The organism is Shewanella japonica (assembly GCF_002075795.1).
Lineage (GTDB): Bacteria > Pseudomonadota > Gammaproteobacteria > Enterobacterales > Shewanellaceae > Shewanella > Shewanella japonica.
The window spans coordinates 1,424,455-1,448,338 of record NZ_CP020472.1; the positions used below are offsets into that span (position 1 = coordinate 1,424,455).

18 protein-coding genes and 1 pseudogene are annotated in these 23,884 nt (G+C 40.9%); 6 read left to right on the forward strand and 13 right to left on the reverse strand.

Going from position 1 to position 23,884, the window contains the following annotated elements; genetic code table 11:
• Positions 1 to 20 precede the first annotated feature (20 nt).
• The 4 genes from SJ2017_RS06140 to SJ2017_RS06155 form a co-directional block, all read right to left on the reverse strand.
• Positions 21 to 407 (reverse strand): DUF2750 domain-containing protein, encoded by a 387-nt coding sequence (locus tag SJ2017_RS06140; protein ID WP_055024236.1) that lies wholly within the window; start codon positions 405 to 407, stop codon positions 21 to 23.
• A 135-nt stretch (positions 408 to 542) separates the two neighbouring features.
• Positions 543 to 1,244 (reverse strand): aquaporin Z, encoded by a 702-nt coding sequence (aqpZ, locus tag SJ2017_RS06145; RefSeq protein WP_055024235.1) that lies wholly within the window; start codon positions 1,242 to 1,244, stop codon positions 543 to 545.
• A 195-nt stretch (positions 1,245 to 1,439) separates the two neighbouring features.
• Positions 1,440 to 2,642 carry an anhydro-N-acetylmuramic acid kinase gene (locus SJ2017_RS06150; protein WP_276328892.1) on the reverse strand — a complete coding sequence of 401 codons (1,203 nt, stop codon included), beginning with the start codon at positions 2,640 to 2,642 and terminating at the stop codon, positions 1,440 to 1,442.
• A gap of 94 nt (positions 2,643 to 2,736) precedes the next feature.
• A complete protein-coding gene (locus tag SJ2017_RS06155) occupies positions 2,737 to 4,263 on the reverse strand; it encodes a peptidoglycan DD-metalloendopeptidase family protein (protein WP_080915201.1) in 1,527 nt (508 codons plus the stop codon).
• Positions 4,264 to 4,385: 122 nt separating this feature from the next.
• Here SJ2017_RS06155 and tyrS point away from each other — a divergent pair, with 122 nt between their 5' ends.
• Entirely contained in the window at positions 4,386 to 5,582 is a 1,197-nt protein-coding gene (gene tyrS, locus SJ2017_RS06160) for a tyrosine--tRNA ligase (protein WP_055024233.1), read from the forward strand.
• Between the two features lie 83 nt (positions 5,583 to 5,665).
• Here the strand turns inward: tyrS and SJ2017_RS06165 are convergent, their stop codons facing one another.
• From SJ2017_RS06165 to gltB, 7 genes are all read right to left on the reverse strand, one after another.
• Positions 5,666 to 6,109 carry a nuclear transport factor 2 family protein gene (locus SJ2017_RS06165; protein WP_055024361.1) on the reverse strand — a complete coding sequence of 148 codons (444 nt, stop codon included), beginning with the start codon at positions 6,107 to 6,109 and terminating at the stop codon, positions 5,666 to 5,668.
• A 42-nt stretch (positions 6,110 to 6,151) separates the two neighbouring features.
• Positions 6,152 to 6,784, reverse strand: a complete 633-nt coding sequence (locus SJ2017_RS06170; protein ID WP_080915202.1) for a trimeric intracellular cation channel family protein — start codon at positions 6,782 to 6,784, stop codon at positions 6,152 to 6,154.
• Positions 6,777 to 7,199, reverse strand: a complete 423-nt coding sequence (locus tag SJ2017_RS06175; protein ID WP_080915203.1) for a DUF2721 domain-containing protein — start codon at positions 7,197 to 7,199, stop codon at positions 6,777 to 6,779. Before SJ2017_RS06175 ends, SJ2017_RS06170 begins: the two co-directional genes overlap by 8 nt.
• 68 nt (positions 7,200 to 7,267) lie before the next feature.
• Positions 7,268 to 8,284, reverse strand: a complete 1,017-nt coding sequence (locus SJ2017_RS06180; protein WP_065109026.1) for a cobalamin biosynthesis protein CobD/CbiB — start codon at positions 8,282 to 8,284, stop codon at positions 7,268 to 7,270.
• Between the two features lie 44 nt (positions 8,285 to 8,328).
• A complete protein-coding gene (locus SJ2017_RS06185; RefSeq protein ID WP_055024229.1) occupies positions 8,329 to 9,021 on the reverse strand; it encodes a 5'-methylthioadenosine/adenosylhomocysteine nucleosidase in 693 nt (230 codons plus the stop codon).
• Between the two features lie 256 nt (positions 9,022 to 9,277).
• Positions 9,278 to 10,690, reverse strand: coding sequence for an FAD-dependent oxidoreductase (locus SJ2017_RS06190; RefSeq protein ID WP_080915204.1), 1,413 nt, complete (start codon positions 10,688 to 10,690; stop codon positions 9,278 to 9,280).
• Between the two features lie 5 nt (positions 10,691 to 10,695).
• A complete protein-coding gene (gene gltB, locus SJ2017_RS06195; protein WP_080915205.1) occupies positions 10,696 to 15,144 on the reverse strand; it encodes a glutamate synthase large subunit in 4,449 nt (1,482 codons plus the stop codon).
• A gap of 516 nt (positions 15,145 to 15,660) precedes the next feature.
• Here gltB and mnmL point away from each other — a divergent pair.
• The 3 genes from mnmL to oxyR all read left to right on the forward strand — a co-directional run bounded on the left by mnmL (position 15,661) and on the right by oxyR (position 18,213).
• Positions 15,661 to 16,596, forward strand: a complete 936-nt coding sequence (gene mnmL, locus SJ2017_RS06200) for a tRNA modification radical SAM protein MnmL/YtqA (RefSeq protein ID WP_065109030.1) — start codon at positions 15,661 to 15,663, stop codon at positions 16,594 to 16,596.
• Positions 16,597 to 16,775: 179 nt separating this feature from the next.
• Positions 16,776 to 17,141: an Hpt domain-containing protein gene (locus tag SJ2017_RS06205; protein WP_055025581.1), complete on the forward strand. Its 366-nt coding sequence runs from the start codon at positions 16,776 to 16,778 to the stop codon at positions 17,139 to 17,141.
• A 163-nt stretch (positions 17,142 to 17,304) separates the two neighbouring features.
• Positions 17,305 to 18,213 (forward strand): hydrogen peroxide-inducible genes transcriptional activator OxyR, encoded by a 909-nt coding sequence (gene oxyR / locus SJ2017_RS06210; RefSeq protein WP_055025582.1) that lies wholly within the window; start codon positions 17,305 to 17,307, stop codon positions 18,211 to 18,213.
• Positions 18,214 to 18,496: 283 nt separating this feature from the next.
• Here the strand turns inward: oxyR and SJ2017_RS06215 are convergent.
• Positions 18,497 to 19,569 (reverse strand): annotated as a pseudogene (locus SJ2017_RS06215) (adenylate/guanylate cyclase domain-containing protein).
• A 121-nt stretch (positions 19,570 to 19,690) separates the two neighbouring features.
• The gene (mutH, locus tag SJ2017_RS06220) at positions 19,691 to 20,359 is read right to left on the reverse strand and encodes a DNA mismatch repair endonuclease MutH (RefSeq protein WP_156003173.1); all 669 of its coding nucleotides are present in this window, start codon (positions 20,357 to 20,359) and stop codon (positions 19,691 to 19,693) included.
• 730 nt (positions 20,360 to 21,089) lie between these two features.
• On the opposite strand from mutH, the gene rppH reads away from it, so the two are divergent.
• Together rppH and ptsP are read left to right on the forward strand one after the other, a co-directional pair.
• Positions 21,090 to 21,608 (forward strand): RNA pyrophosphohydrolase, encoded by a 519-nt coding sequence (gene rppH / locus SJ2017_RS06225; RefSeq protein ID WP_055025584.1) that lies wholly within the window; start codon positions 21,090 to 21,092, stop codon positions 21,606 to 21,608.
• Between the two features lie 24 nt (positions 21,609 to 21,632).
• Positions 21,633 to 23,867: a phosphoenolpyruvate--protein phosphotransferase gene (gene ptsP / locus SJ2017_RS06230; protein ID WP_055025585.1), complete on the forward strand. Its 2,235-nt coding sequence runs from the start codon at positions 21,633 to 21,635 to the stop codon at positions 23,865 to 23,867.
• The last annotated feature ends 17 nt before the right edge of the window (positions 23,868 to 23,884 follow it).

Sequence of the window (23,884 nt, forward strand, 5' to 3'; positions counted from 1 at the left end):
GCGTAAATGATAAAACTCGATTAGTGTTTAGCTTGCTTCTTTGGCGTTAAACGTTGATCAAGTTCATAAGGTGGGATAACAACCCCCAGATCTTCTTGAACGGGGAAAACGGCAACAAATAGGTCATCTTCTTCCATACCAGACACCCAACGTTGTTGGAATTCACTTAATGGAATTGATAGTGGTTCACAATCTTTCCACTCTTCAACAGCCCAAAGTTTTGCCGCTTCTTCAGATGGCCACATCGGGATACAATCTTCATCTTCTGTTGTTAGCATGACACAGCCATCTTGATCTTGCAGGCTCCAGATTTGTTGTTCTTGTTTAACTTGCTCAACTAAATAGTCATAGCGTGCTTCAGGGGTCATATTAAGTTGGTCGGCAATTGATTTCATTTTGCTGCTCATGGTTGGCTCTCATAACAAGGTGTCGCAAATGTGGCGTACAGTAACGCAATTGGGTCATGATAACATTGACTGTTAAATTGAAAAAGAAAAGAGCACACTCGGTGCTCTTTGATAGATATAGCCTCACTCAATATATTAATGCTCGGCGGGTTGCTCAAAAAAGCGGAAGATCATACCTGCGAGAATCGCCCCAGCGATTGGCGCAACCCAGAATAACCATAACTGCGACAATGCCCAGTCTCCAACAAAAAGCGCAGGACCAGTACTTCTAGCTGGATTTACAGATGTGTTAGAAACAGGAATACTGATTAAATGGATTAAAGTTAAGCCTAAACCTATGGCAATGGGAGCAAAGCCAGCTGGAGCACGTGCGTCTGTCGCGCCAAGTATGATTAATAAAAAGAATAAGGTCATGACCACTTCTGTGATCAGCACGGATGTCATGCTATAACCGCCTGGTGAATGTTCGCCAAATCCATTTGATGCAAACCCACCTGCAAGACTAAAACCATCTTGACCACTCGCGATTAAAAACAACACCCCTGCACCTGCAATCCCCCCCGCGACTTGGGCAAGGATATATGGCGCTAGTTCCGCTGTCGGGAAACGACCGCCAGCCCATAATCCAAAAGATACAGCTGGGTTTAAGTGGCACCCTGAAATATGACCAATTGCGAAGGCCATCGTAAGAACGGTTAACCCAAATGCCAAGGCAACACCTAATAACCCAATGCCGACATCCGGAAATGCCGCAGCGATAACGGCACTACCACAACCTCCTAATACGAGCCACAAAGTACCAATGAACTCTGCTAACATTTTTTGCTGAATACTCATTTAAATGTCCTTATAAAAATTGAATACTGCTGTTTAAAACACAATTAACGTCCACAAAGAGTTAAGCAGTAAAACTTTATAAATTCAATTGAACATCATTGATAAATTGATGGGAGCTTGAGTGATGAAAATGGGAAGGCTGCTGCGATGTATTTTCATTCGTCGCTGCATCATGTTATTGAGTGAAGGTAATGGTTAATAAGCGCTGTAAAAATTACCTAAAATAGCGGCTCGTTTTGCCCCTGTCACAGCGGGTAAGCTTCCTGTTTTTCCTAAAGCATGGCGCATTGCAAGCCATGCAAAAGCGATTCCTTCAACCCATTTAGGGTCGATACCAATGTCACTGGTGGTAGAAAGTGACAATTGAGGCAGTAATTGCTTAAGTCGCTTCATTAACTCTGAATTTAAAGCGCCACCACCGCAGACAAACACTTCTCCATTTTTAGCAATGGCTTGAATGTCGTTAGCAATAGAGTGACAGGTTAAGTCAAGTAGCGTGGACTGAATATCAGCAGGTTGTAGATGAGAGAAGTTAGCCAATTGCTGTTCAAGCCACGCTTGGTTGAATAACTCTCGGCCCGTACTTTTAGGGTAATCCAATGCGAAGTAGGGGTGAGATAAAAGTTGCTTCAGAAATGCTGGGTCGGTGTTACCAGAGGCTGCCCATTGTCCTGATTCATCAAAAGGGCGTTGTAACTCTTGATTAATATACGCATCCATCAAGGTATTACCTGGACCTGTGTCAAACCCAATGACTGCTTCACTGTCTCCATTGAGGTAAGTAATGTTCGCTATGCCTCCAATATTGAGAATAAAGCGGTGACAATCTTTCTGAGCAAAGCTGGCATGATGAAATGCTGGAACAAGCGGTGCGCCTTGTCCACCTAAAGCAATATCTTTACGACGAAAATCGGCAATAACATTAATATCGGTTTCAACGGCGATGGTTTCAGGATCGCCAATTTGCAGCGTAAAGCCTTGCTCTAAATTAGGCATATGCCTAATTGTTTGCCCGTGACTGCCAATGGCAATAACTGCTGACTTATCAATTCCCGCACGGTCGACTAGCTCATTAACTGCTTGGGCAAATAACAGCCCCATTGCGCGATCTGTTCTTCCCATAATATTAATTTCATCAGAATTTGGGGAACATAAACGATGTAGGTTATTTAATATATGAGCAGGAATTTCAAGGGTATGAGTTGCTATTAGCTCGATTTGATTATTTGAGAAGTCAACCAATACAGCATCAATGCCATCCATGCTAGTGCCAGACATTAACCCTATGAAGTAACCTGACGACTGCTTGTTGTTGCCGTCAGTTTGAGTTGTGTGAGTTTGTTTCTGAGATATAGCGTTCGTTGCATTCATGGTAATGCTCATTATCTGTGTAGTCATAAAAAAGGCAGCCAATACTCATGGTAAATACTCGCCGTAAATATTAACTTCTAGTATTACGATAAGAGGTGGATTCAAGGCTGCGCATTGAATGCTAGTTTGTCGAGTTACTGGCGTAATGCAATTGCTTGTTTTGCTCGATTTTAGCCATTAATTGCTTACTTAACGCATCAAACTGTGACTTCTCTTTTTTATCAATAGGCTGTGATTTTGGCAGCTTTATTGTGCGGGGATTACGGTGCACACCATTAACGATAAATTCATAATGCAAGTGTGCGCCAGTCATGCGGCCCGTTTTACCTAAGGTACCAATAATTTGACCTTGTTTTACGGTATCGCCACGTTTTACTTTTCTTTTGGTTAAGTGCAAATACTTGGTTGTGTAAGTATCGTTATGCTTAATGAAAACATAATTACCGTTGTACTTGTTGTAGCTAGCCTCAACCACTTTACCACGACCTGCAGCTTTAATTGGGGTACCAATAGCGGCAACATAGTCGACACCTCGGTGCGCTTTCACTTGCCCTGTCACAGGGTGTAGTCGGCGTGGATTAAAGTTAGAGCTGACGTACTTAAAATCAACTGGAGAGCGTAAGAATGCTTTACGCATGCTATCACCTGATTCTGAATAATATTCTCCGTCAGTGTATCTAACTGCGGTATATCGTTCGCCTTGGTTGTAAAACTCAGCAGCAAGAATATTCCCTGTGCCGATAAATTGACCATCAACGTATTCTTCTTCAAACATCAGCGCAAAATGATCGTCCTTACGGATATCCAGTGCAAAATCGATATCCCATCCAAAAATGTTTGCCAGTTGCATAATGTGATTTGCTGATAACCCAGCAGTGGCGGCAGCATTCCAAAAGTTACTGCTTATATTGGCTGTGATAAATTTAGTTTCTAAGGTGATGGTTTTAACCGTTACCTTTTCTTCGAATTTATCTTGGTTCTTCGTTATCACCAGGGTGGAAATCTTATCCATCTGATAACTCAGTTGCGTCACTTCGCCTTGAGCATCCTTTGTCACAGTGAGCTCTTCACCGGGCATAATTTTTAATAAATTCTTCTTCGACTTTGGCAAGCGAGTGATTTGATAAACATCTCGCGGTGTTAATCCCGCTCGGTTTGCTAGTCCGCCAAAGGTATCTCCTTTGGCCACTTTATAGCTTTTATGGGACAGTAAGTCAGCTTCTCGGTACGGGACTGCGTTTTCTTGGTCTTTTGGGGTTGATAGTAGGGTATTATCCGAAACCGCTAATGGGTCAAGGTTGGCAATAGGATTACTGTCTTTAGATGGCGTTAAGGTATCCGTCTCTTGTCGTGTCATTTCAGACGTAGTGGATTGACGAGATTGGCCTGGCGGAGTGGGCGTTCTAAATGCAAGTGGCACAGAATATTCAGACTGTTTATTTGGTGATGATGACTGAGTATTATCTTGATTAGTGTGTTGTGCATTAATGCGAGCAGAGATATCAACACTACCAGAAGTGACTTGTTTTGACGCTTGGACATCATCAGAGGGGAATAGCACGATAATCATCGTGAAAATTACTAATAAACTGAGTGCAATTTGATGCGCTTTTGGCAGTAATTTGAATAAAGTGATTAACTTTGCCATTGACCTGAGTACCAATTTCTCTTTTTCGTTGTAATCCCCTTAGTGTACACACTTTCAATTAATGTGGCTAACAAGTAACATAGGCCTCTTATTTTTTTAAAGCTGCAGGAGTAGGTGCCGAAATGGCTGATTTAGACCAAGTGTTAGCAGAACTTAAACGTGGTACCGACGAAATATTAGTCGAGTCTGAGCTGCTAGAAAAACTTAAAGAAGGGCGTCCTTTAAGAATTAAGCTAGGTGCAGATCCTACCGCTCCAGATATTCACCTAGGCCACACTGTTATTTTGAATAAGTTACGTGCTTTTCAAGAGCTAGGTCATGAGGTTATTTTCTTGATTGGTGACTTCACCGGAATGGTAGGTGACCCAAGTGGTAAGAATAATACTCGTCCTCCGTTAACTCGTGAAGATGTACTAGCAAATGCTGAGACTTACAAAGAGCAAGTTTTCAAAATCCTTGACCCAGCCAAAACTCGCATTGAGTTTAACTCAAGTTGGTTAGAGCCATTAGGTGCTGCTGGTATGATCCGTCTAGGTTCTAAGCAAACCGTTGCACGTATGATGGAACGTGATGATTTTAAAAAGCGTTATGCAGCCGGCCAGTCAATTGCTATTCACGAGTTTATGTATCCTTTACTACAAGGTTACGACTCTGTCGCATTAAAGGCAGATGTAGAATTGGGTGGTACCGATCAAAAATTCAATTTATTAATGGGCCGTGAGCTACAAAAAGCGGAAGGGCAAAAGCCGCAATCAGTCATTATGATGCCGCTATTAGTTGGACTTGATGGCGTTAAGAAAATGTCTAAGTCTGCTCATAACTATATTGGTGTGAGTGAGCCTGCGAATGAAATGTTTGGCAAAATCATGTCTATCTCAGATGATTTAATGTGGAGCTATTTCGAGCTGCTTTCATTCCGTCCATTACAAGAAATTGCCCAGTTTAAAGAAGATGTTACCAATGGTCAGAACCCGCGTGATGTGAAGATTGCTTTAGCAAAAGAAATCATTGCAAGGTTTCATGACCAAGCACAAGCTGATGCAGCACATCAAGAGTTCATCAACCGTTTCCAAAAAGGCGCGATGCCGGAAGATATTGATGAGCTAGACCTTGAAGCTGGTGAAGGCCTAGCGATTGCTAACTTACTTAAAAATGCAGGTTTAGTAGGTTCTACGTCTGATGGCATGCGCATGGTTAAGCAAGGCGCTGTGAAAATGGATGGTGAAAAGCTGACTGATACTCGTCAAGTCTTTGAGGCGGGCGTGAGCGCTGTGTTCCAAGTTGGTAAGCGTAAATTTGCTAAAGTGACTCTGGTTTAATTTGAACTAAACGAGAAACGTTAAACTAAAAAACGACTCAAATGAGTCGTTTTTTTATGTCTTGCTGCCAATAAACCCTTTGGCTACTGTGATTGTAATTGATCAGACATCGTTTGGTAGTCCATTAAATCAACTTGTTCTGTCATTCTTTCAGTATTCAAATCAAATTTAAGCGTGGTAACACCGGGCACTGCTATTTCAATTATTTTACCTGGTTTGCCAAATTGATCACCTGGACCACGTAAATGATAATTACCAATTAGGACAACCAACGAGCCAGTATTGAACATATGCTCGATATTGAAACGATACTCTAATACACCTTCGTGAGCACGCTCTAAAAACTCAATGATATGTCGACCGCCAGTGTAAGTGACGTTAGCCGTTTTATCGTAAAATACACTATCACGATTATAAAAACGCCTTAACTGACGATAGTCATGATCGGTTAATGCTTGAATATATTGCACTGCTAATTGTTGTACTTTTGGCATCTCGCCGACAGCGGCTTGTGATGAAAAGCTCATCAAAAAAAGATACGCACTACATAGTAAACCAATTAATCGCACTCAGGGCCTCTTACTTTTTAAATCAAATGCAGGTAAAGACAAATGCCAGCGAATAGCACTTAGGCGAATAATTAAGGTGCTAAACATTGCAAAAAATAATGCGTCAATGCTATCCATTCCGACTTCAATACTCAAGGTATAACAAATCCCGCCTACAATTGATGCAGTCGCATAGATTTCAGTTCTTAAAACCATAGGGACTTGGCGACATAATAAATCACGAATTATACCGCCGCCAACGCCTGTAATTAATCCCACTATCACTGCAGACATACCGGATAATCCGAGCATTAAGGCTTTCTCTGCACCGATAACGGTAAACAGTGCTAATCCAAGTGCATCAGCGACAGGTAAAGTAAGAGTAGGGAGCTTATGAGGTTTTCTAACGAAAATAAAACATGCAAGTACTGTCGCAAGAATAACAATGATGTAATTAGAATCAGTAATCCAAAAAACCGGTGTTGAGCCAGTTATCGCATCTCGAATGCTACCTCCACCAACAGCGGTAACAGATGCGAGAACAATAACGCCAAAAGGATCCATACGGTGTTTACCTGCTGCAAGAGCGCCAGAAAGGGCGAAAACAGCAGTTCCACATAAGTCGAATAGGTATATCCACTCTATGTTAATCATGGTTTCGCTCTGAACTTGCACGTTGCTTTTGGCTAAATTCTTCAATATGGATATTCAATGCATCCACGGATATACGGATTTCGATAACCGATAAGATTAAAGAATAGAGCAAAAACAATAAGCTAACGCCAAAAACAATAGAGCCTGTATGGAAGAAACCTAAATAAATGAAAATCATGCTGATCACACAGATAGCAAAACTTACAACCCCCGCTTCTTGCATGCGTCTAATGATACTGATGCGTTGACGTAAATTCTTAATTTGCTCGTTATCAACAGGCTTGCCTGAGGCACTCAGGCTGCGGATCAGTGCAGCAAGTGAAAAAAAACGGTTGGTATAGGCTAACAACAATAATGAAATTGCAGGAAATAATAAGCCGGGTGTTGTTAACGAAATTTGGATGTTATCTAACAAAAAGGTTTGCCTCTAAATAGTGCTAACGCACGTCTAAGTCCGATATGATAACGCTTTTTCGCTAAAAATTACATTGATTGAACCCACCTTAATGCGGTCCATAAAATAGGAATAGCGATGGTAAATGATAACCAAAAAGTGACAGCCCAAGTCGTTAAGCTAATTGCATTACGGACATCTGCAATGGTAGGCACTCTTGATGGGTTAATCTTAGTAATACTGACACGATATTCAGCATTTCCTATCGTCATCTTCTGGGGGCCACCAAGTTCAATTTGCAAGATTTTTGCGCCAAGATACAAGCTAGAAGCGCCATACACGCCTTGAATGTTCTTTGATTTTTTAAACATCGCGCCGAGATTACTAAGGCCGCCCTGAAGGACTAATGTTAGATTCCATAACCACTGAGGAACAGCAAATGCGATACGGTTAATCCAGTATACTGCTGCACCAAAGTAACGGTACTGCGGAACGTAATTAGGCCAACAGTGTTCAAGTTGTTTGAATAAATGCAGTAATAATACTAACGGAGTACCGCCTAACGCATAGAACAAAATTGTTGCGACAGTGCCGTAACTTGGGCTTATCAGCAACCGTTCTATTGTGGCTTTACATATCCCCATTTCAGATAAACTGGCTGTATTTTGCATCAACCAAGGGGAAAGGTAAGTTTTAGCTAAGCCTTTTTGTCCGTGCTCTAGTGCGCTAATGACATCTTTTGCAACGGGTTTAAATCCAGCGTCACTGATACAGAAATACAGCACGAGAAAGTCAAAAAACCAAGGGTAAGCAGCTAAAGAAAGAATAAAGTAAATAATAAACCAAATTGGTATAACTAATAGCGTGGTAGCCATTATTCCAGCAATTAATTGCTGCTGAGCTGAACGCTGCGGATGGTTTACTTTTTTACTGAGTAGTAAAGCAAATTGATGAAACCACACAATAGGATGTAGGTGGCGAGATAAAGGCGCAACTCTTGAAATGAGCAGCGCCATAAAGAGCACCAAGCAGCTTTTTAGTAAGTTGCCATCTGAGCGAAGCAGTTGTTCATAAAACGTGTTATCAGTGATTATGCTATCAAACATTCATCTTCACCCAGATATGCTAACAATGAATTGCTACAAGACAATTATAGTTGTTTTAATAATGCGATAACCATTAGCGCTGAGTAATGGCCTGCTTTAACAATATAAGAGTCAAAATCAACAGGTGAGTCATTATTTGCATTGTCTGATAATGAACGAATCACGACAAATGGTACGTTAAATTGATGACAAACCTGTGCAATCGCCGCCGCTTCCATTTCACATGCTGCCATTGTCGGGAAATTGTTTAACATGACTTTAGTGCGTTCAGGATCGCAAATAAAGCTGTCACCAGTCGCAATTAACCCTTCAATCACTTGTGCTTCACCTAGGGATGAAATTGCAGATTTAGCGGCATTAACTAACTTTTCATCAGGAATGAAAGCGGCTGGTTGAGAGGCCATTTGGCCAATTTCGTATCCAAATGCGGTAACGTCTACATCGTGATGACGTACTTCTGATGAAATGACAATATCGCCAATATTTAAGCTGTCGACAAAACCACCTGCTGAGCCTGTATTGATAACGGCATCAACCTTAAAGTTATTAATCACTAGTGTCGTTGCAATACTGGCAGCCACTTTACCGATACCTGAACGAGTAACGACGACGTTTTGTCCCGATAATTGACCTTCAACAAATTCGATTCCAGCAACAGTTGAGTGAACTGGATCTGTCATTGTCTCAATTAAATGAGCAACTTCTGGTTCCATGGCGCCGATAATAGCGATTTTCATAATTAAACTCTCAGTATGTGTAATTAGGCCAATGTTAAATGAGAATTGGCAAAAGGATAAAAGGCTTAAATTTGCTAAGGAAGACCGTCAATGGTTCGAACAAGGTTAAGCGGAACTTAATGGGGGCTAATATAGCATAAATGAAATTTGCAGAAGTGATATAGGTAAATTATTTCTAATAAAAAAGCGCATTTCTCAATGCGCTTTTTAGGGTGTTTTAGGTGGATTAACACATTAAAACATGATGTGTTTTTGTTTAAGCATCTTCAAAAGCGTTAAGTATTCCTTGGGCCGCATCACGACCTTCAGCAATGGCTGTTACCACAAGATCTGAACCTCGAACCATATCACCACCGGCAAAGACTTTCGGGTTTGTGGTTTGGAACGGATTATCATCAAACTTACTCGCTTTCACTAATCCCCATTCATTGGTTTCAATACCGTAGTCTTTAAACCAAGGGGCAGGGCTTGCTTGGAAGCCAAACGCAATAATAATGGCATCAGCTTCCAGTACTTGTTCACTACCTGGAATGATTTCTGCTTTTTGACGTCCAGATTCATCTGCAGCGCCCATTTGGGTTTCGACACATTCAATTCCAGTTACAACACCATCTTGTTCTTTAATCGCGACAGGTTGGCGATTAAATAAGAAGTTTACCCCTTCTTCACGAGCATTTTGTACTTCACGGCGTGAACCTGGCATATTGGCTTCATCACGACGGTATGCACAAGTGACGTTTTTAGCGCCTTGGCGAACGGCTGTGCGGACACAATCCATGGCAGTGTCACCACCACCTAGTACAACTACATTCTTGCCTTCAAGGCTTTGATATGGATTTTCTGTGCATTGAGTTCCCATTAACTCATGGGTGTTGCCAATAAGATACGGTAAGGCTTGAATAACACCTTCACTGTCTTCTCCCGGAAGACGTGCTTTCATTGCTGTATATGTGCCCATACCTAAGAATACTGCATCGTATTCATCTAATAGGGTTTTGAATGGGATGTCTTTTCCTACAGTAACGCCCATCTTGAACTCGATTCCCATTCCTTCAAGAACACCTCGGCGAGTCTGCATGACATCTTTATCTAATTTAAAGGCTGGAATACCGTAGGTAAGCAAGCCACCAATTTGTGGATATTTATCGTATACAACAGCTTTAACACCATTTCGACTTAAAATATCTGCACAACCTAAACCAGCAGGACCAGCGCCAATGATTGCTACACGTTCTTTACGTGGAGTAACCTTGCTCATATCTGGTCGCCATCCTTGGCTAATTGCGGTATCAGTAATGTACTTTTCAACATTACCAATAGTGACAGCACCAAAGTCATCGTTAAGGGTACAAGCACCTTCACATAGGCGGTCTTGCGGACACACTCGACCACAAATTTCTGGTAGCGTATTGGTTTCGTGGACTAAGTCTGCCGCTTCAAGGATACGCCCTTGTTCAGCTAACTTAAGCCAATTAGGAATATAATTGTGAAGAGGGCACTTCCATTCACAATATGGGTTACCACAATCTAAACAGCGATCAGCTTGCTCTGCCACTTGGGGCTGAGAAAAAGGCTGATAAATTTCGATAAACTGTGTCGAACGCTCTGCTGCAGAGTGTTTAGTGGGATCTTTACGATCTACCTCAATAAATTGAAAATCATTACTCATCTAAATTACCCCGCCTTAACAGCTAGTTCCGGGCTCTTTTGCTCTATTTTCAGCAAGTCGGCAACGGCAATATTCTTAGGCTTAACTAAAACAAAACAGTCTAACCAGTTTTCGAAATCACTTAAGATCATCTTGGCATGCTCACTTCCTGTTGCAGCGACATGGGCTTCAATCAGTTCTTTTAAGTGTTGCTGCTGGATTGGCGATTCTAATTTTTGAGTATCGACGAGTTCGTTATTAACGCGACGACTAAAGTGATTGAAACGGTCAAATATATAGGCAAAACCGCCAGTCATACCGGCACCAAAGTTAACCCCAGTTTGACCTAATACCACTACAATACCGCCAGTCATGTATTCACAGCCGTTGTCACCCACGCCTTCAACCACCGCGATAGCGCCAGAGTTACGAACAGCGAAACGTTCACCTGCTTGACCAGCTGCATAAACACGTCCGCCTGTTGCACCATACAAACAGGTGTTACCCATAATGGCACTTTCTTCACTTTCAAATGGACTACCCACTGGTGGATGAATAATAATTTCACCACCTGACATGCCTTTACCGACATAGTCGTTGGCATCACCAATCAATGTGAGATTCAGTCCTGGGCTATTCCATACGCCAAAACTCTGACCCGCACTACCGTTAAACTGCAGTGATAACGGAGCTTTAGCGCCCTTAAGGCCAATGTTCGTTGCAATAAAGCCTGATAATGAGGCGCCTACTGAACGATCGGTATTATTAATATTGTACTGTTTAGTGAAACTTGAGCCTTCAAGTACCGCTTGACTGCTATCGGCAACAATTTGTAGATTTAAGTCACCTTTGTCATCCGGTGGATTAAGCTCTTTCCAAGTAATATCGGTGCCAGCTGGGACTTTAGGTTGATAAAGAATAGGGGCTAAATCTAATCCTAGTTGCTTGGCTGTTTGACCTTCAAGGGCATATAACCAGTCGGTTCGACCGACGAGATCTTCAAACTTGGCAACACCAAGTTTTGCCATCCATTCACGAACCTCTTCAGCAACAAACTCGAAATACGTCATTACTCGCTCAGGTAACCCGTGATAATGGTTGTCACGTAGGTTTTTATCCTGTGTTGCCACACCTGTTGCACAGTTATTTAAATGACAAATTCGTAAATACTTACACCCAAGCGCAATCATTGGCACTGTACCAAAACCAAAGCTTTCAGCACCTAATAACGCAGCCTTGATGATGTCCATACCTGTTTTTAAGCCGCCATCAACTTGCAGGCGGATCTTGTGGCGCAATCCGTTTTCAACAAGTGCTTGATGTACTTCTGCTAAGCCTAATTCCCAAGGAGAACCTGCATACTTAACAGACGTAATTGGACTAGCACCAGTACCACCGTCATAACCAGAGATGGTAATCATGTCAGCGTAAGCTTTAGCTACACCCGTCGCAATTGTGCCTACACCCGGCTCTGAAACGAGCTTGACTGAAACTAATGCTCTTGGATTGATTTGCTTTAAATCGAAAATAAGCTGGGCTAAATCTTCAATTGAGTAAATATCATGGTGTGGAGGCGGTGAAATCAACGTAACCCCTGGTCTTGCATGGCGCAGACCAGCGATTTCTACACTGACTTTATGACCAGGAAGTTGTCCACCTTCACCTGGTTTAGCGCCTTGTGCCACTTTAATTTGCAATACATCAGCATTCACTAAGTAATGAGCTGTCACACCAAAACGACCGGATGCAATTTGTTTGATTGCTGAATTACGTTCGCTATTAAAACGACTAGGATCTTCTCCACCTTCACCAGAGTTAGAGCGTCCTCCTAGACGGTTCATAGCTACAGCTAGTGCTTCATGCGCTTCAGGACTTAATGCACCAATACTCATTGCAGCACTATCAAAGCGCGGGAATAAGTGCTCAGCACCTTCAACGCTTGCAGCATCGATTGCAGCTTTGTCACCTTTAACACCAATTAGATCTCTTAATGTCGCGATTGGTCGATCATCAACGAGCGCTGCAAACTTCTTATATTTTGGATAATCTTTATCTTTTAAGCTTTGTTGAAGTGTATTAACCACATCAGGGTTAAAGCTATGGTACTCGCCGCCCTCAACATATTTCAGTAAGCCACCTTGTGGTAATGGCACATGGGCTCGATAGGCCGCTTTATGAAGTGCTTTTTGATCTGCAGCTAAATGCTCAAAGCTTGCCCCTTCGATACGGCTTATGACACCTTTGAAACATAATTCAATCACTTCAGATGACAAACCAATAGCTTCGAATTGTTGGCTGCAACGGTAAGAACCTACAGTACTGATGCCCATTTTGGACATAATCTTACGAAGGCCTTTTTCGATGCCTTGGCGGAAGTTCAGCATCAATAAACTATCATCTTCAACTTGGTTCTTTTTCGCCATCGCTGAAATAGATTCATATGCTAGATATGGGTAAATAGCGGTCGCACCAAAACCAAGTAACACAGCAAAATGATGTGGGTCACGAGCCGAAGCCGTTTCAACAATGATGTTAGTATCGCAGCGTAAGCTCTTATCAACTAAGCGTTGCTGCACTGCGCCAACAGCCATAGCTGCTGGAATGACTTGTACATTTTTAGCAGTGGCTCTGTCAGATAAAATAAGTAGCGTTGTTCCGCTTCTTGCCAAGCGCTCAGCATCATCTGTTACACGTTCAATGGCTTGCTGTAAGCTTTCGTGTGCATCGTAATTTAAATCAACGGTGTTTGCTCGGTAGTAAGAACTATCTAAGCCTAATAATTGGTTGAAATCACTGAATAGCAGCACAGGTGAGTCAAACATCACTCGATAAGCAACACCTGTAGTCTCGCAAAATAGGTTTTGCTCACGCCCCACACAAGTGGTTAATGACATTACGTGTTTTTCACGTAGAGGATCGATTGGTGGGTTAGTTACCTGGGCAAACTTTTGACGGAAATAGTCATATAAAGAACGAGACTTCTTAGACAATACAGCCATTGGGGTATCGTCACCCATTGAACCGGTTGCTTCTTCGCCTTTTGATGCCAATATCCAAATGACTTGTTCGAGCTCTTCTCGGCTATATCCAAATTGCTTTTGATATTGAAGCAATACTTCAGGTGTAAACTGACTAGCACCTTGTTGAGCTGCTTCAATTTGATTTGCAGGGATAAGTGTTTGACTATTTTTAGCCATCCACTCTTTGTATGGATGGCGACGTTTTAAATCATTATCAATTTCAAATGATGAATATAAACGGCCGTTCATCGTATCTAGGACTAATAGTTCACCTGGACCAACACGACCTTTTTCTACAACCTCATCAGCTGAGTAATCCCAAATGCCGACTTCTGATGCCAAGGTTAGAATTCTGTCTTTAGTAATCACATAGCGAGATGGACGCAGACCGTTACGATCGACGGCACAGGCAGCATGGCGACCATTACTCATCACGATACCAGCAGGTCCGTCCCAAGGCTCCATATGCATTGAGTTGAAATCGTAAAATGCTTTTAACTCGTCATCCATTTCAGGATTACTTTGCCATGCAGGTGGAATCAATAAGCGCATCGCACGATATAAATCCATGCCACCAGATAATAGCATTTCTAGCATGTTGTCTAATGAAGAGGAGTCAGAACCCGTTTCATTCACAAAAGGTGCGGCTTGTTGTAAGTCAGGTAATAGTGGCGAGTTAAACTTATAAGCACGCGCACGAGCCCATTGGCGGTTACCAGTAATGGTATTGATTTCGCCATTATGAGCTAAGAATCTAAATGGTTGTGCAAGTGGCCATTTAGGTGATGTATTAGTTGAAAAGCGCTGGTGGAAAAGACAAATTGTACTTTTAAGACGAATATCAGCAAGATCGGTATAAAAAGACGGCAGATCTGCAGGCATCATTAAGCCTTTATAGACGATGACTTGTCCTGACAGACTCGCGACATAAAAATCCTTGTCATCGACAATTTGTTGCTCAAGTCGGCGTCTAGCCATATATAGACGACGTTCTAAGTCTTTTTCACGCCAGCCAACAGGGGCGTTAATTAATACTTGGTAGATCTCTGGTAAGCTCTTGCGACCAATTTCGCCGAGCACGTCAGGATTGACTGGTACCTTTCTCCAGCCTGCAACACTTAATGTTTCACGTTGTAGTTCTTTTTCTAATATAGCTTTAGACGCTTCAGCTTTAACTGGGTCTTGGCTAAGAAACAGCATACCAACAGCAAATTTACGACTTAGATGCCAATCATTTTCTGTTGCTACAGCAGCAAAAAAGTCTTTTGGCATCGACATTAATAGTCCACAGCCATCACCTGTGCGACCATCCGATGCAATACCGCCACGGTGTTTCATTCTGTCTAAACCGTGAATAACAGTACGGACAATACGATGGCTAGCATCGCCATCCATTTGGGCTATTAAGCCGAAACCACAATTGTCCCGCTCAAAGCTGGGATGATATAAGCTCATACAAAAACTCCCTAAACCTAACTTAATACGACTCGGATAATGCGGAGAAGTTCTCATAGATATGCACCCGAACCACTCAAATTAGCTCGATAATGAATAAAGGTCAAACTTAAATTACTCAACAAAATGAATTGTTATGTCTATTACAGATGTTAAAAAAAACCAGCCTTACGTTAACGTAAACTGCATTTTTGTTCGTATAACCTTATGAATAAAAAGAATTTTAAAAAAGTCGGCTTTTTGATTTTACTTTTTGTTAACACTTTAGTCTAATTGATTTAGTTTTATAAATAGTGAATTTATTTTCAAGCACAGTTGCAGTGAACTATTTATTTAATTTGCGTATTTATTCACTTTGATAGTTGATTTTAAATTAATCAAATTAACCATTTGTGAAGTTGTACTGACATTGGTTGAAATATAATCGCATTAATTCATCATTTCTTGATATAGCACCAAGTATTTACTCTTTAAGCTGTATATCATCGGCCACTTTTTGAAAATTGAGGATTGGCAGTGGGTTTAGATGATTACGTGAATACATTTGGTGCTGTATGTAAACAGCAATACGGTGGACGGATCAGAAAGCTGACTATCGATGCCAAATTCACTTGCCCAAACAGAGATGGCACCCTTGGTAAAGGCGGCTGTACATTCTGTAATGTTTCTTCGTTTAGTTATGAGCAAGGGACTGAGGCCAGCATCTCAGAACAACTGAGCCAAGGTAAGCAACGTTCAGTATTAGCAAATGCACCCGCTTCTACCTCTAAATATATAGCATACTTCCAAGCCTATACTAGTACTTACGATGAGTATCAGGTGTTAAAGCAAAAGTATGACGAAGCGATAAAGGATGCCGACATTGTTGGATTACATATTGGTACCCGTCCAGACTGCGTACCAGATGATATATTGGACTTACTTGTCAGCTATCAAGATAAAGGAATTGAAGTCTGGTTAGAGCTTGGTTTGCAAACGGCGAATAATGGAACTTTAAAAAAAATTAACCGCGGCCATGATTTTGATAGTTATAAAGACACTGTTATAAGAGCAAGAAAACGTGGTATTAAAGTCTGTGCTCATTTGATTCTTGGTTTACCTGACGAGACGTTTGAAGATTACCTTTCCAGTTTAACGCAAGTTATATCAACAGGTGTTGATGGTATAAAATTACATCCATTACATATTGTTGAAGGAAGTGTCATGGCTAAGGCTTGGCGACATAAAGGAATGCCTTTATTGAGTCTGGAAGATTATGCTCACTACGCGAGTGAGTTAATTAGACATACTCCAAAAGAGATAATTTTTCATAGAGTCACAGCATATGCTAAAAAACCGATGTTACTTGCTCCAGAGTGGTGTGCTTTTCGTTGGGATGGCTTAGTAGCAATTGTCAAAAACTTAGCCGAGAATGGCGGACAAGGCCATTATGTTACCGGCGGAACAGTGTGAAAAGTAACCAGTTTGCATGTTTTGCAGTGATTTATATGGGCGGATTTTAATTTTTTGTTAAAATCATGTAATTAGTTTACGAAAATTGGACTTGAAAAGCGCTGAGTTGTTGCATAGGCGATTATTGCGAGTATTATAAATTCCAATTTTACAGAAATAAATTAGAAAGAGGTGCCACAATGGCCACAGTCCAGCTAGAGTCTATTTTAGATCTCAATACTTTAGAGCAATATTGTAGTGCTATTGGTGCAGGTACTTTATTAAAAAGTGTTGTGTTATTTGAGCAATTAATGCCTGAGTATGTAGGTAGTTTAGTTAAAGCAAATGATGTGAATGATAAAGATACATTATGCGCAGAAGCTCATAAATTTAAAGGCGCTGCTGGTTCAGTTGGTTTGAAGCGCATTCAGCAGTTTGCACAAAAACTGCAGCATGGTGAAGAGTCATCATGGGAAGCTGAGCACAACGCTTGGTTAGCTGAAATTGTTGAGCATGCTGGTTCAGATTTACAGCAATTAAAAGCATTCCTAGAAGCCAAAGCATAATCACTGCTGGTTTATAGCGACATTAAAAGTCCCGCAAGGGGCTTTTTTTTTGGTCTTTTTTTTGAGAATAGTAAAATTGAGCTATGGATCGTGCAGCTGTGATTGTTATTTGTTGTGACTTAATTCATTATTTAAATGAAATCTTCTTAGGGTAATCGATTAAATGAAAAACCTACCGAGTTTAAAAAACCTATTCTATTTGGTTAACTTGCACCAAGAGCAAAATTTTAACCGAGCTGCTAAGTCATGCTTTGTTAGTCAATCTACTCTATCGAGTGGCATTCAAAATCTTGAAGAGCAACTGGGCTACCAATTAATCGAGCGAGATCATAAATCATTTATGTTCACAGCAATAGGTGAGGAAGTTGTTGAAAGAGCGAGAAAGCTGCTTACTGATGTTGATGACTTAGTTGAATTGGTTAAAAACCAGGGTGAGCCTATGACTGGAGAGATCCGCTTAGGTTGTATTCCAACTATTGCACCTTTCTTATTAAGCCGTGTAGTAAAGCAATGTCAGCAAGATTATCCACAATTGAGTTTATTGCTAAAAGAAGACACTACCGACAGCTTATTAGACTCATTAGGAAAAGGGGAGCTGGATTTATTGATACTTGCATTACCGGTAGATACTACTGGATTTCACAGTATGAAAGTGGGTATTGATCCTTTTAAAATGGTCGTTCATGAAGAGTTATCGGGTGGGATAATAAACCCAATTGATTATCAAAAAATGCCAGATGAAAGTATTTTCTTACTGCAAAGTGAGCACTGTATTACTGGTCATGCTATTACTGCTTGTCAGTTAGGCAATAGTGCCAAAATTAATCCTTTTGCTGCGACCAGTCTACATACATTAGTTCAAATGGTTGATAGCAAATTAGGCACCACATTCTTACCGCAAATGGCAATTGATGCTGGGATCTTAAAAGATACTGAGTTGAATATAATGAACCCGCCAGGTGAAAGCCCTTATCGAGATATCGGCTTGGTGTGGCGTCAAACAACTAGCAGAATCGCCACATTCAGAACATTAGGCTTAATGCTAGAGAACTTACTTGCTAAACCTGAGTAGCCTGTTGTTGAAAGGGAGTTTATTAGCAAGTTCATCTAGATAAATACCTTGTTATCGGTAAGAAGCGGGTAGAGAGGTACTTGCTTCTTACAAACCATGATTGTTCCGTTCGAACCCGTTTTACATCGTAGCTAACGGGTTTACTTTTTATCTGGGAAAATCAACAGGAATAAGAAGTTTATAAGGCGCGCTTAGTACTTTTGAGTAAGCTAAGGTGAACTGGAGGAGCAAAGGCAAGAGGCGCTAACTAGGGATATTCAATTATATTCCTTAAGTTGCTTGTTTAGGGTTTTTTAGGGCTCACACCATACACTTCAATTTCATGCTTTTTGCCTTTGAGCTTCATGGCGCCTAAATCTGATAACTCAAATCGACTATCTTGTCTTTCTAGGCGGTGTGCAACTTCCCCAGAAATAAGCATTCTTTGACCTAGCGGATTACATTGGTCTTGTAGTCTTGCCAAGGTATTTAACACATCACTGAAAAAGCTAATTTCTTGCTTTTGAACACCAACCACGGCAGCAACAACTTGGCCGCAATGAGCTGCCGCTTTAAATTTAGGCACAAAGCCATAGTGTTCTTCAAAGTAAGGTCGATGCCAGTTAAGTTGTTGGCTAAATTCGTAGTAAATATTCATACAGCGATCTTGCTTGATCCCATCTTCAAGAGGCCAATGAATTAAAACTGCATCACCCATATAGCGATAAATTTCAGCATCATTATCAGTTACTGTATCAGCCAGCATACTAAAACTGTCTTGAATTAATCGACTAAAGCGATAGTCGCCTAGTGTTTCAGCGTGCGCAGTTGAAGATACCATATCAACAAAGGGGAATAGTCGATGTTCATATCTTGGCTGATGGTACTTACCTAAGCCAATGTTCATCAATACACGAGGGCCCACAAGTAGTGCCATTTGTTCGATAAAGGCAAGGCCTACACGTACAGCGACTAGATATATGATTAATGCTTGAAAAGAAGGACTATAAAGGATGTGAGCTGTGAGCATTTGTCTTAGCGTGACAAGATGATTTTCAATAGCCCACATATTGAGGAATTGGGTAACATAGGCAAGCGTCATTGCGCCTAACAGTAGAAACAAGCCTTTAAAAATAACTGAGAAGATATAGGGTAAACGACTGATTGCACTAAAGTCAGCGATTAAATTCGACATCCAATGCAGACAACCAAACACAAAACCCATGAAGATGGCTAATGTGGCAAGGTCTGATTTTCCCATAGCCCATTGGGGGAGTTCAGGGCTTGTGAATAACGAAAAAAGACAAATGCGCCCATGGCTAAACACCATGCTAATATCGCAAATAATAGCTTTCTCGTCTGTCGACGTGCTTTCACTGGTTTATATCTGATCCGTTGATATTTTGAGACAGGCTAGTTTATAGAAAATTACCCTACTTGTCATAGTGGTATTCTAATAACTTTCAAAATAGATTATGAATGTTGATTTATTGTAATGTTATCCAAATGCATTTGTTAGTATTTGGTGGGTGAAATTGATCTTTAAATAAAAACCTCTTGGATTAGATAGTTTAATTAAGCCATTTTCTGCAATTGATTCAGTTAATGAGTGACTATTTGCAGCCTTAGGTCTTAGTTGTAATGCTTCTCCGTGTCGAGCTGTCACTTTTTCAACTTGCCCTAATGCAATCATCTCCATTATCTCTTCCCAGTCTTGTTGTAACGCGGTTAACTGTTCAGGGTTTGGGCTCCATAGTACAGGGGTGCCTATTTTTCTGTTTGCTACCGGAATACTTCGATCACCTTGTACTGGTATCCATAAGACTTGTTGTAGCTTATGAAATACGACACTGTTTTCCCATGTAAGGCCCTGGATATTTGTTAACGGTGCAACTGTGACATAAGTTGTTTCAATAGGGCGACCAGATTGGTCTATGGGAATGGTTTTAAGTTCGACTCCTAAGTGCAAAAAATCTTGCTGGGGTTTAGAACCTGCTGTTGCGCCGAGTTCCATCTCAATCAATTGACCAATCCAGCCTTTATCTCTCTTCAAATTATCAGGTACATTGAGTTGATGCTCATTTGCAATATCTCCTAATGAGACACCGGCCATATCATTGGCTCTTTGCATTAATTCTGCGATGGAATTTGGCTGGCTATTCATCATTATTGCTTACTTTCCCCTAAATAGGCTTGGTCATTATAAGTTTACTTGTTTGGCAGTTTTTACGCATCTATTGTTATTGGTTATTAATTGTGCAGCGATTTTGTTGAAAGTTATTCACTGAGTAAAATAATCCCAATGTACTGATTAATATGTTTTTTTGTTTAAATTGGTCAATCTGTTTTACCAATTTATTAAGTTACTCTCCTTTTGCTCTACTATTTCACACATACTTATCCACAGATTTGATGGATAACTTTAAAAAAGTATCACTTAACGGATAATTTTTTGTTCGTCAATGCTTAAAAATAGCTTTATTTTAATATTAATGAAATAAAACTCTTGTTTTTTGTGTATAACTTAAAACCCGTAAAATGAATTTATTAATAAGTAATTTACCTGGTTAAAAAGTGACCTTTGGTCATCTAGGATAACTATAGTTAGTCTTGGTTTTGGGTTATAGTGTTGAATTTTATAGTTTTATTTTAGTTATTTGACTTTTTTATTATGCGGTAGCTTATGTTCTTTAATGTAGGTTTTACTGTTATTAGTGAGTTTCGAACAGAGATATCCACAGATTTTGTGGATAATGTGCATTAATATTTTTTCCTTCTGTTGATAAAAGTAATAATTCTTAAATTTTATCCCAAGTTATGCCGTTATTAGTTGATTGCCCGTAGCCGTGCTTTATGAAACAATCTAATCATTAATTTGTAGTGACATTGGAGTCCATGTGATTGATAGCGACGGCTTTCGCGCAAATGTGGGCATTATAATCTGTAACAAATTTGGTCAAGTTATGTGGGCCAGACGGTTTGGACAACATTCATGGCAGTTTCCACAAGGTGGCGTTGATGACGGAGAAAGTCCTGAACAAGCTATGTACCGTGAATTGTATGAAGAAGTTGGTTTAAAGCCGGAAAATGTACAAATTTTAACGTCAACACGCTCATGGTTAAGATACCGTTTACCAAAAAGATTGATTAGACAAGAAAGTAAACCTATTTGTATTGGTCAAAAACAAAAGTGGTATTTATTACAGCTCAAAGATAGCGATGACAGTATTAATTTGAACTCCTGTGGACACCCTGAGTTTGATGACTGGCGTTGGGTGAGTTATTGGTACCCAGTAAGGCAAGTTGTTTCTTTCAAACGAGATGTTTATCGTAAGGTTATGAAAGAGTTTGCATTCACCACTTTAGCGTTTCAAGGACGTGAGCCTAATCGCAAACGAGGGCGACACCGTAATTAATGTAAACTGATAGGGGATAAAATCGTGTTAAACACGCTCAGGGATATAACTCAAGCGGTTGCTGGAGCTAGCAGTCTTGAGTCTGCACTGACACAGTTGGTTTCGCAAACAAAGTTAGCGATGCAAACTCAGTGCTGTTCAGTATATATTCTTGAGCAACAACACCTTGTCTTATCGGCGACAGACGGCTTGGCTGTTGCCGCCATCAATTTTGTTAAAATGCCCCTTTCTGAAGGACTGGTGGGGTTAGCTGCTGAAAAAGAAGAAGCCGTTAACCTTGCCGACGCCAAAACACACCCACGCTTTAAGTTTTTCCCTGAAGTAGAAGAGGAAGAGTACCGAGCGTTTCTTGCTGTTCCTATTATTTTTCAAAAACAAGTGGTTGGAGTTATTGTCGTTCAGCAGCCACAGCCTCGACAGTTTAGTGAGAATGAAGAAGCCTTTTTAATGACGCTGGCAGCGCAGCTGGCGGTGGTCATTCGTAGTCTCAAGAACAAAGCGGCGATTAGCAATGTTCAGCAACAAGTCGTTTTCAAAGGGGTTAGCGCATCTAAAGGGATCGCCATTGCAGATGCATTTGTATTAGGCGGCGCGATATCTTTAGTGCAGCCAGATCAACAATGTAGCGATACCGAGCAAGAAACCCTTAGACTGAAAGCTGCAATGCAGCGTTGTAAAGATGCAATCAGTGCCTTGTCCCAGCGTTTTGACCGTGAAAACGTGGATGATATAGCATCTATATTTTCAGCGTTACAACTCTTGCTTAATGAGGCTAGTTTAGGTGGTGAATACATACGAGAGGTGAGTTTAGGCTGGCAAGCTGAATCTGCCGTTAGCCGCGTTTCAATTCGCTATATTGATCAGTTTATGGCAATGGAAGATCCTTACTTAAAAGAACGCGCTAGCGATATTCGCGAACTCGGACAAAAAGTATTACGCCAACTTATAGAGCCAGATAAGTTAGATTTAGCCCCTTCAAAACCTGTTATTTTAGTTGCTAAAGAAGTGGATGCTACACTACTAGCTGAATTCCCACGAGGGAAACTAGCAGGGATCGTCACCGAACTTGGGGGAGTTAACGCCCATGCCGCTATTTTAGCTCGTGCATTAGGCGTGCCAGCCATTGTCAGTGTTGATCAAGTCATTGCGGCTAATATTGACGATAAAAAACTCGTTCTTAATGCGACTAGCGGTCAGCTTCTTGTTTCTCCTTCAGAATCCGTGCTTCGTGAATATTACACTTTAATTTCGGAAAATCAGGAACAGCAACGCCAATTCTCAGCTGAATTGTCATTACCTGCGCAGACAACGGACGGCCATCGTATTCAGTTATATCTGAATGCTGGTCTATTAAGTGGGTTAAGTACCGACATGGCCGAGGGTGCAGATGGGATTGGGTTATATCGTACGGAAATTCCATTCATGCTACATCAGCGATTTCCGAGTGAAATTGAGCAAGTTCATGTGTATAAACAAGTGTTATCGGCTGCTCGTGATAGACCTGTGGTTATGAGAACATTAGATGTGGGAGGAGATAAACCCTTACCTTATTTTCCTATCAATGAAGATAACCCCTTTCTTGGCTGGCGAGGTATTCGATTATCCCTTGACCATCCAGAGTTATTTTTAATGCAGCTACGGGCAATGTTAACGGCAAATGTAGACTCATCACAGCTACAAATTTTGCTACCTATGGTCAGTAACCTTGATGAAATTGATAGGACTTTATTATACCTAGAACAAGCTTATTCAGAATTAACTGACGAATTACAGCGTAGAATCCCTAAACCTAAAATTGGGGTTATGTTAGAAGTGCCTTCGTTACTTTTTCAGTTAGAAGATGTGGCTAAGAGAGTCGATTTTGTTTCAGTTGGCAGTAACGATTTAACTCAGTATTTACTCGCCGTTGATAGAAATAACCCCAGTGTTAGCTCACTTTTTGATAGCTTTCACCCTGGTGTGTTAAGAGCGTTAAAATGGACAATTACTGATTGTAAACGCTATAAATTGGATGCCAGTATCTGCGGAGAGCTAGCTGGTGAACCAATGGGGGCATTACTCCTTGTCGCTATGGGCTATGACAAATTGAGTATGAACCAAGGCAGTATTGCTCGAATTAATTATTTATTACGCCGGATTGATAAACAGTCATTAGAACAAATTTTGGATACCGCCCTGACACTCTCTAACGGGGAGCAAGTCAGGACATTACTCAATGACTTTTTAGCTGAAAACGGCTTATCTGCCATTTTGCATTAGCCGATTTAGCTATACAC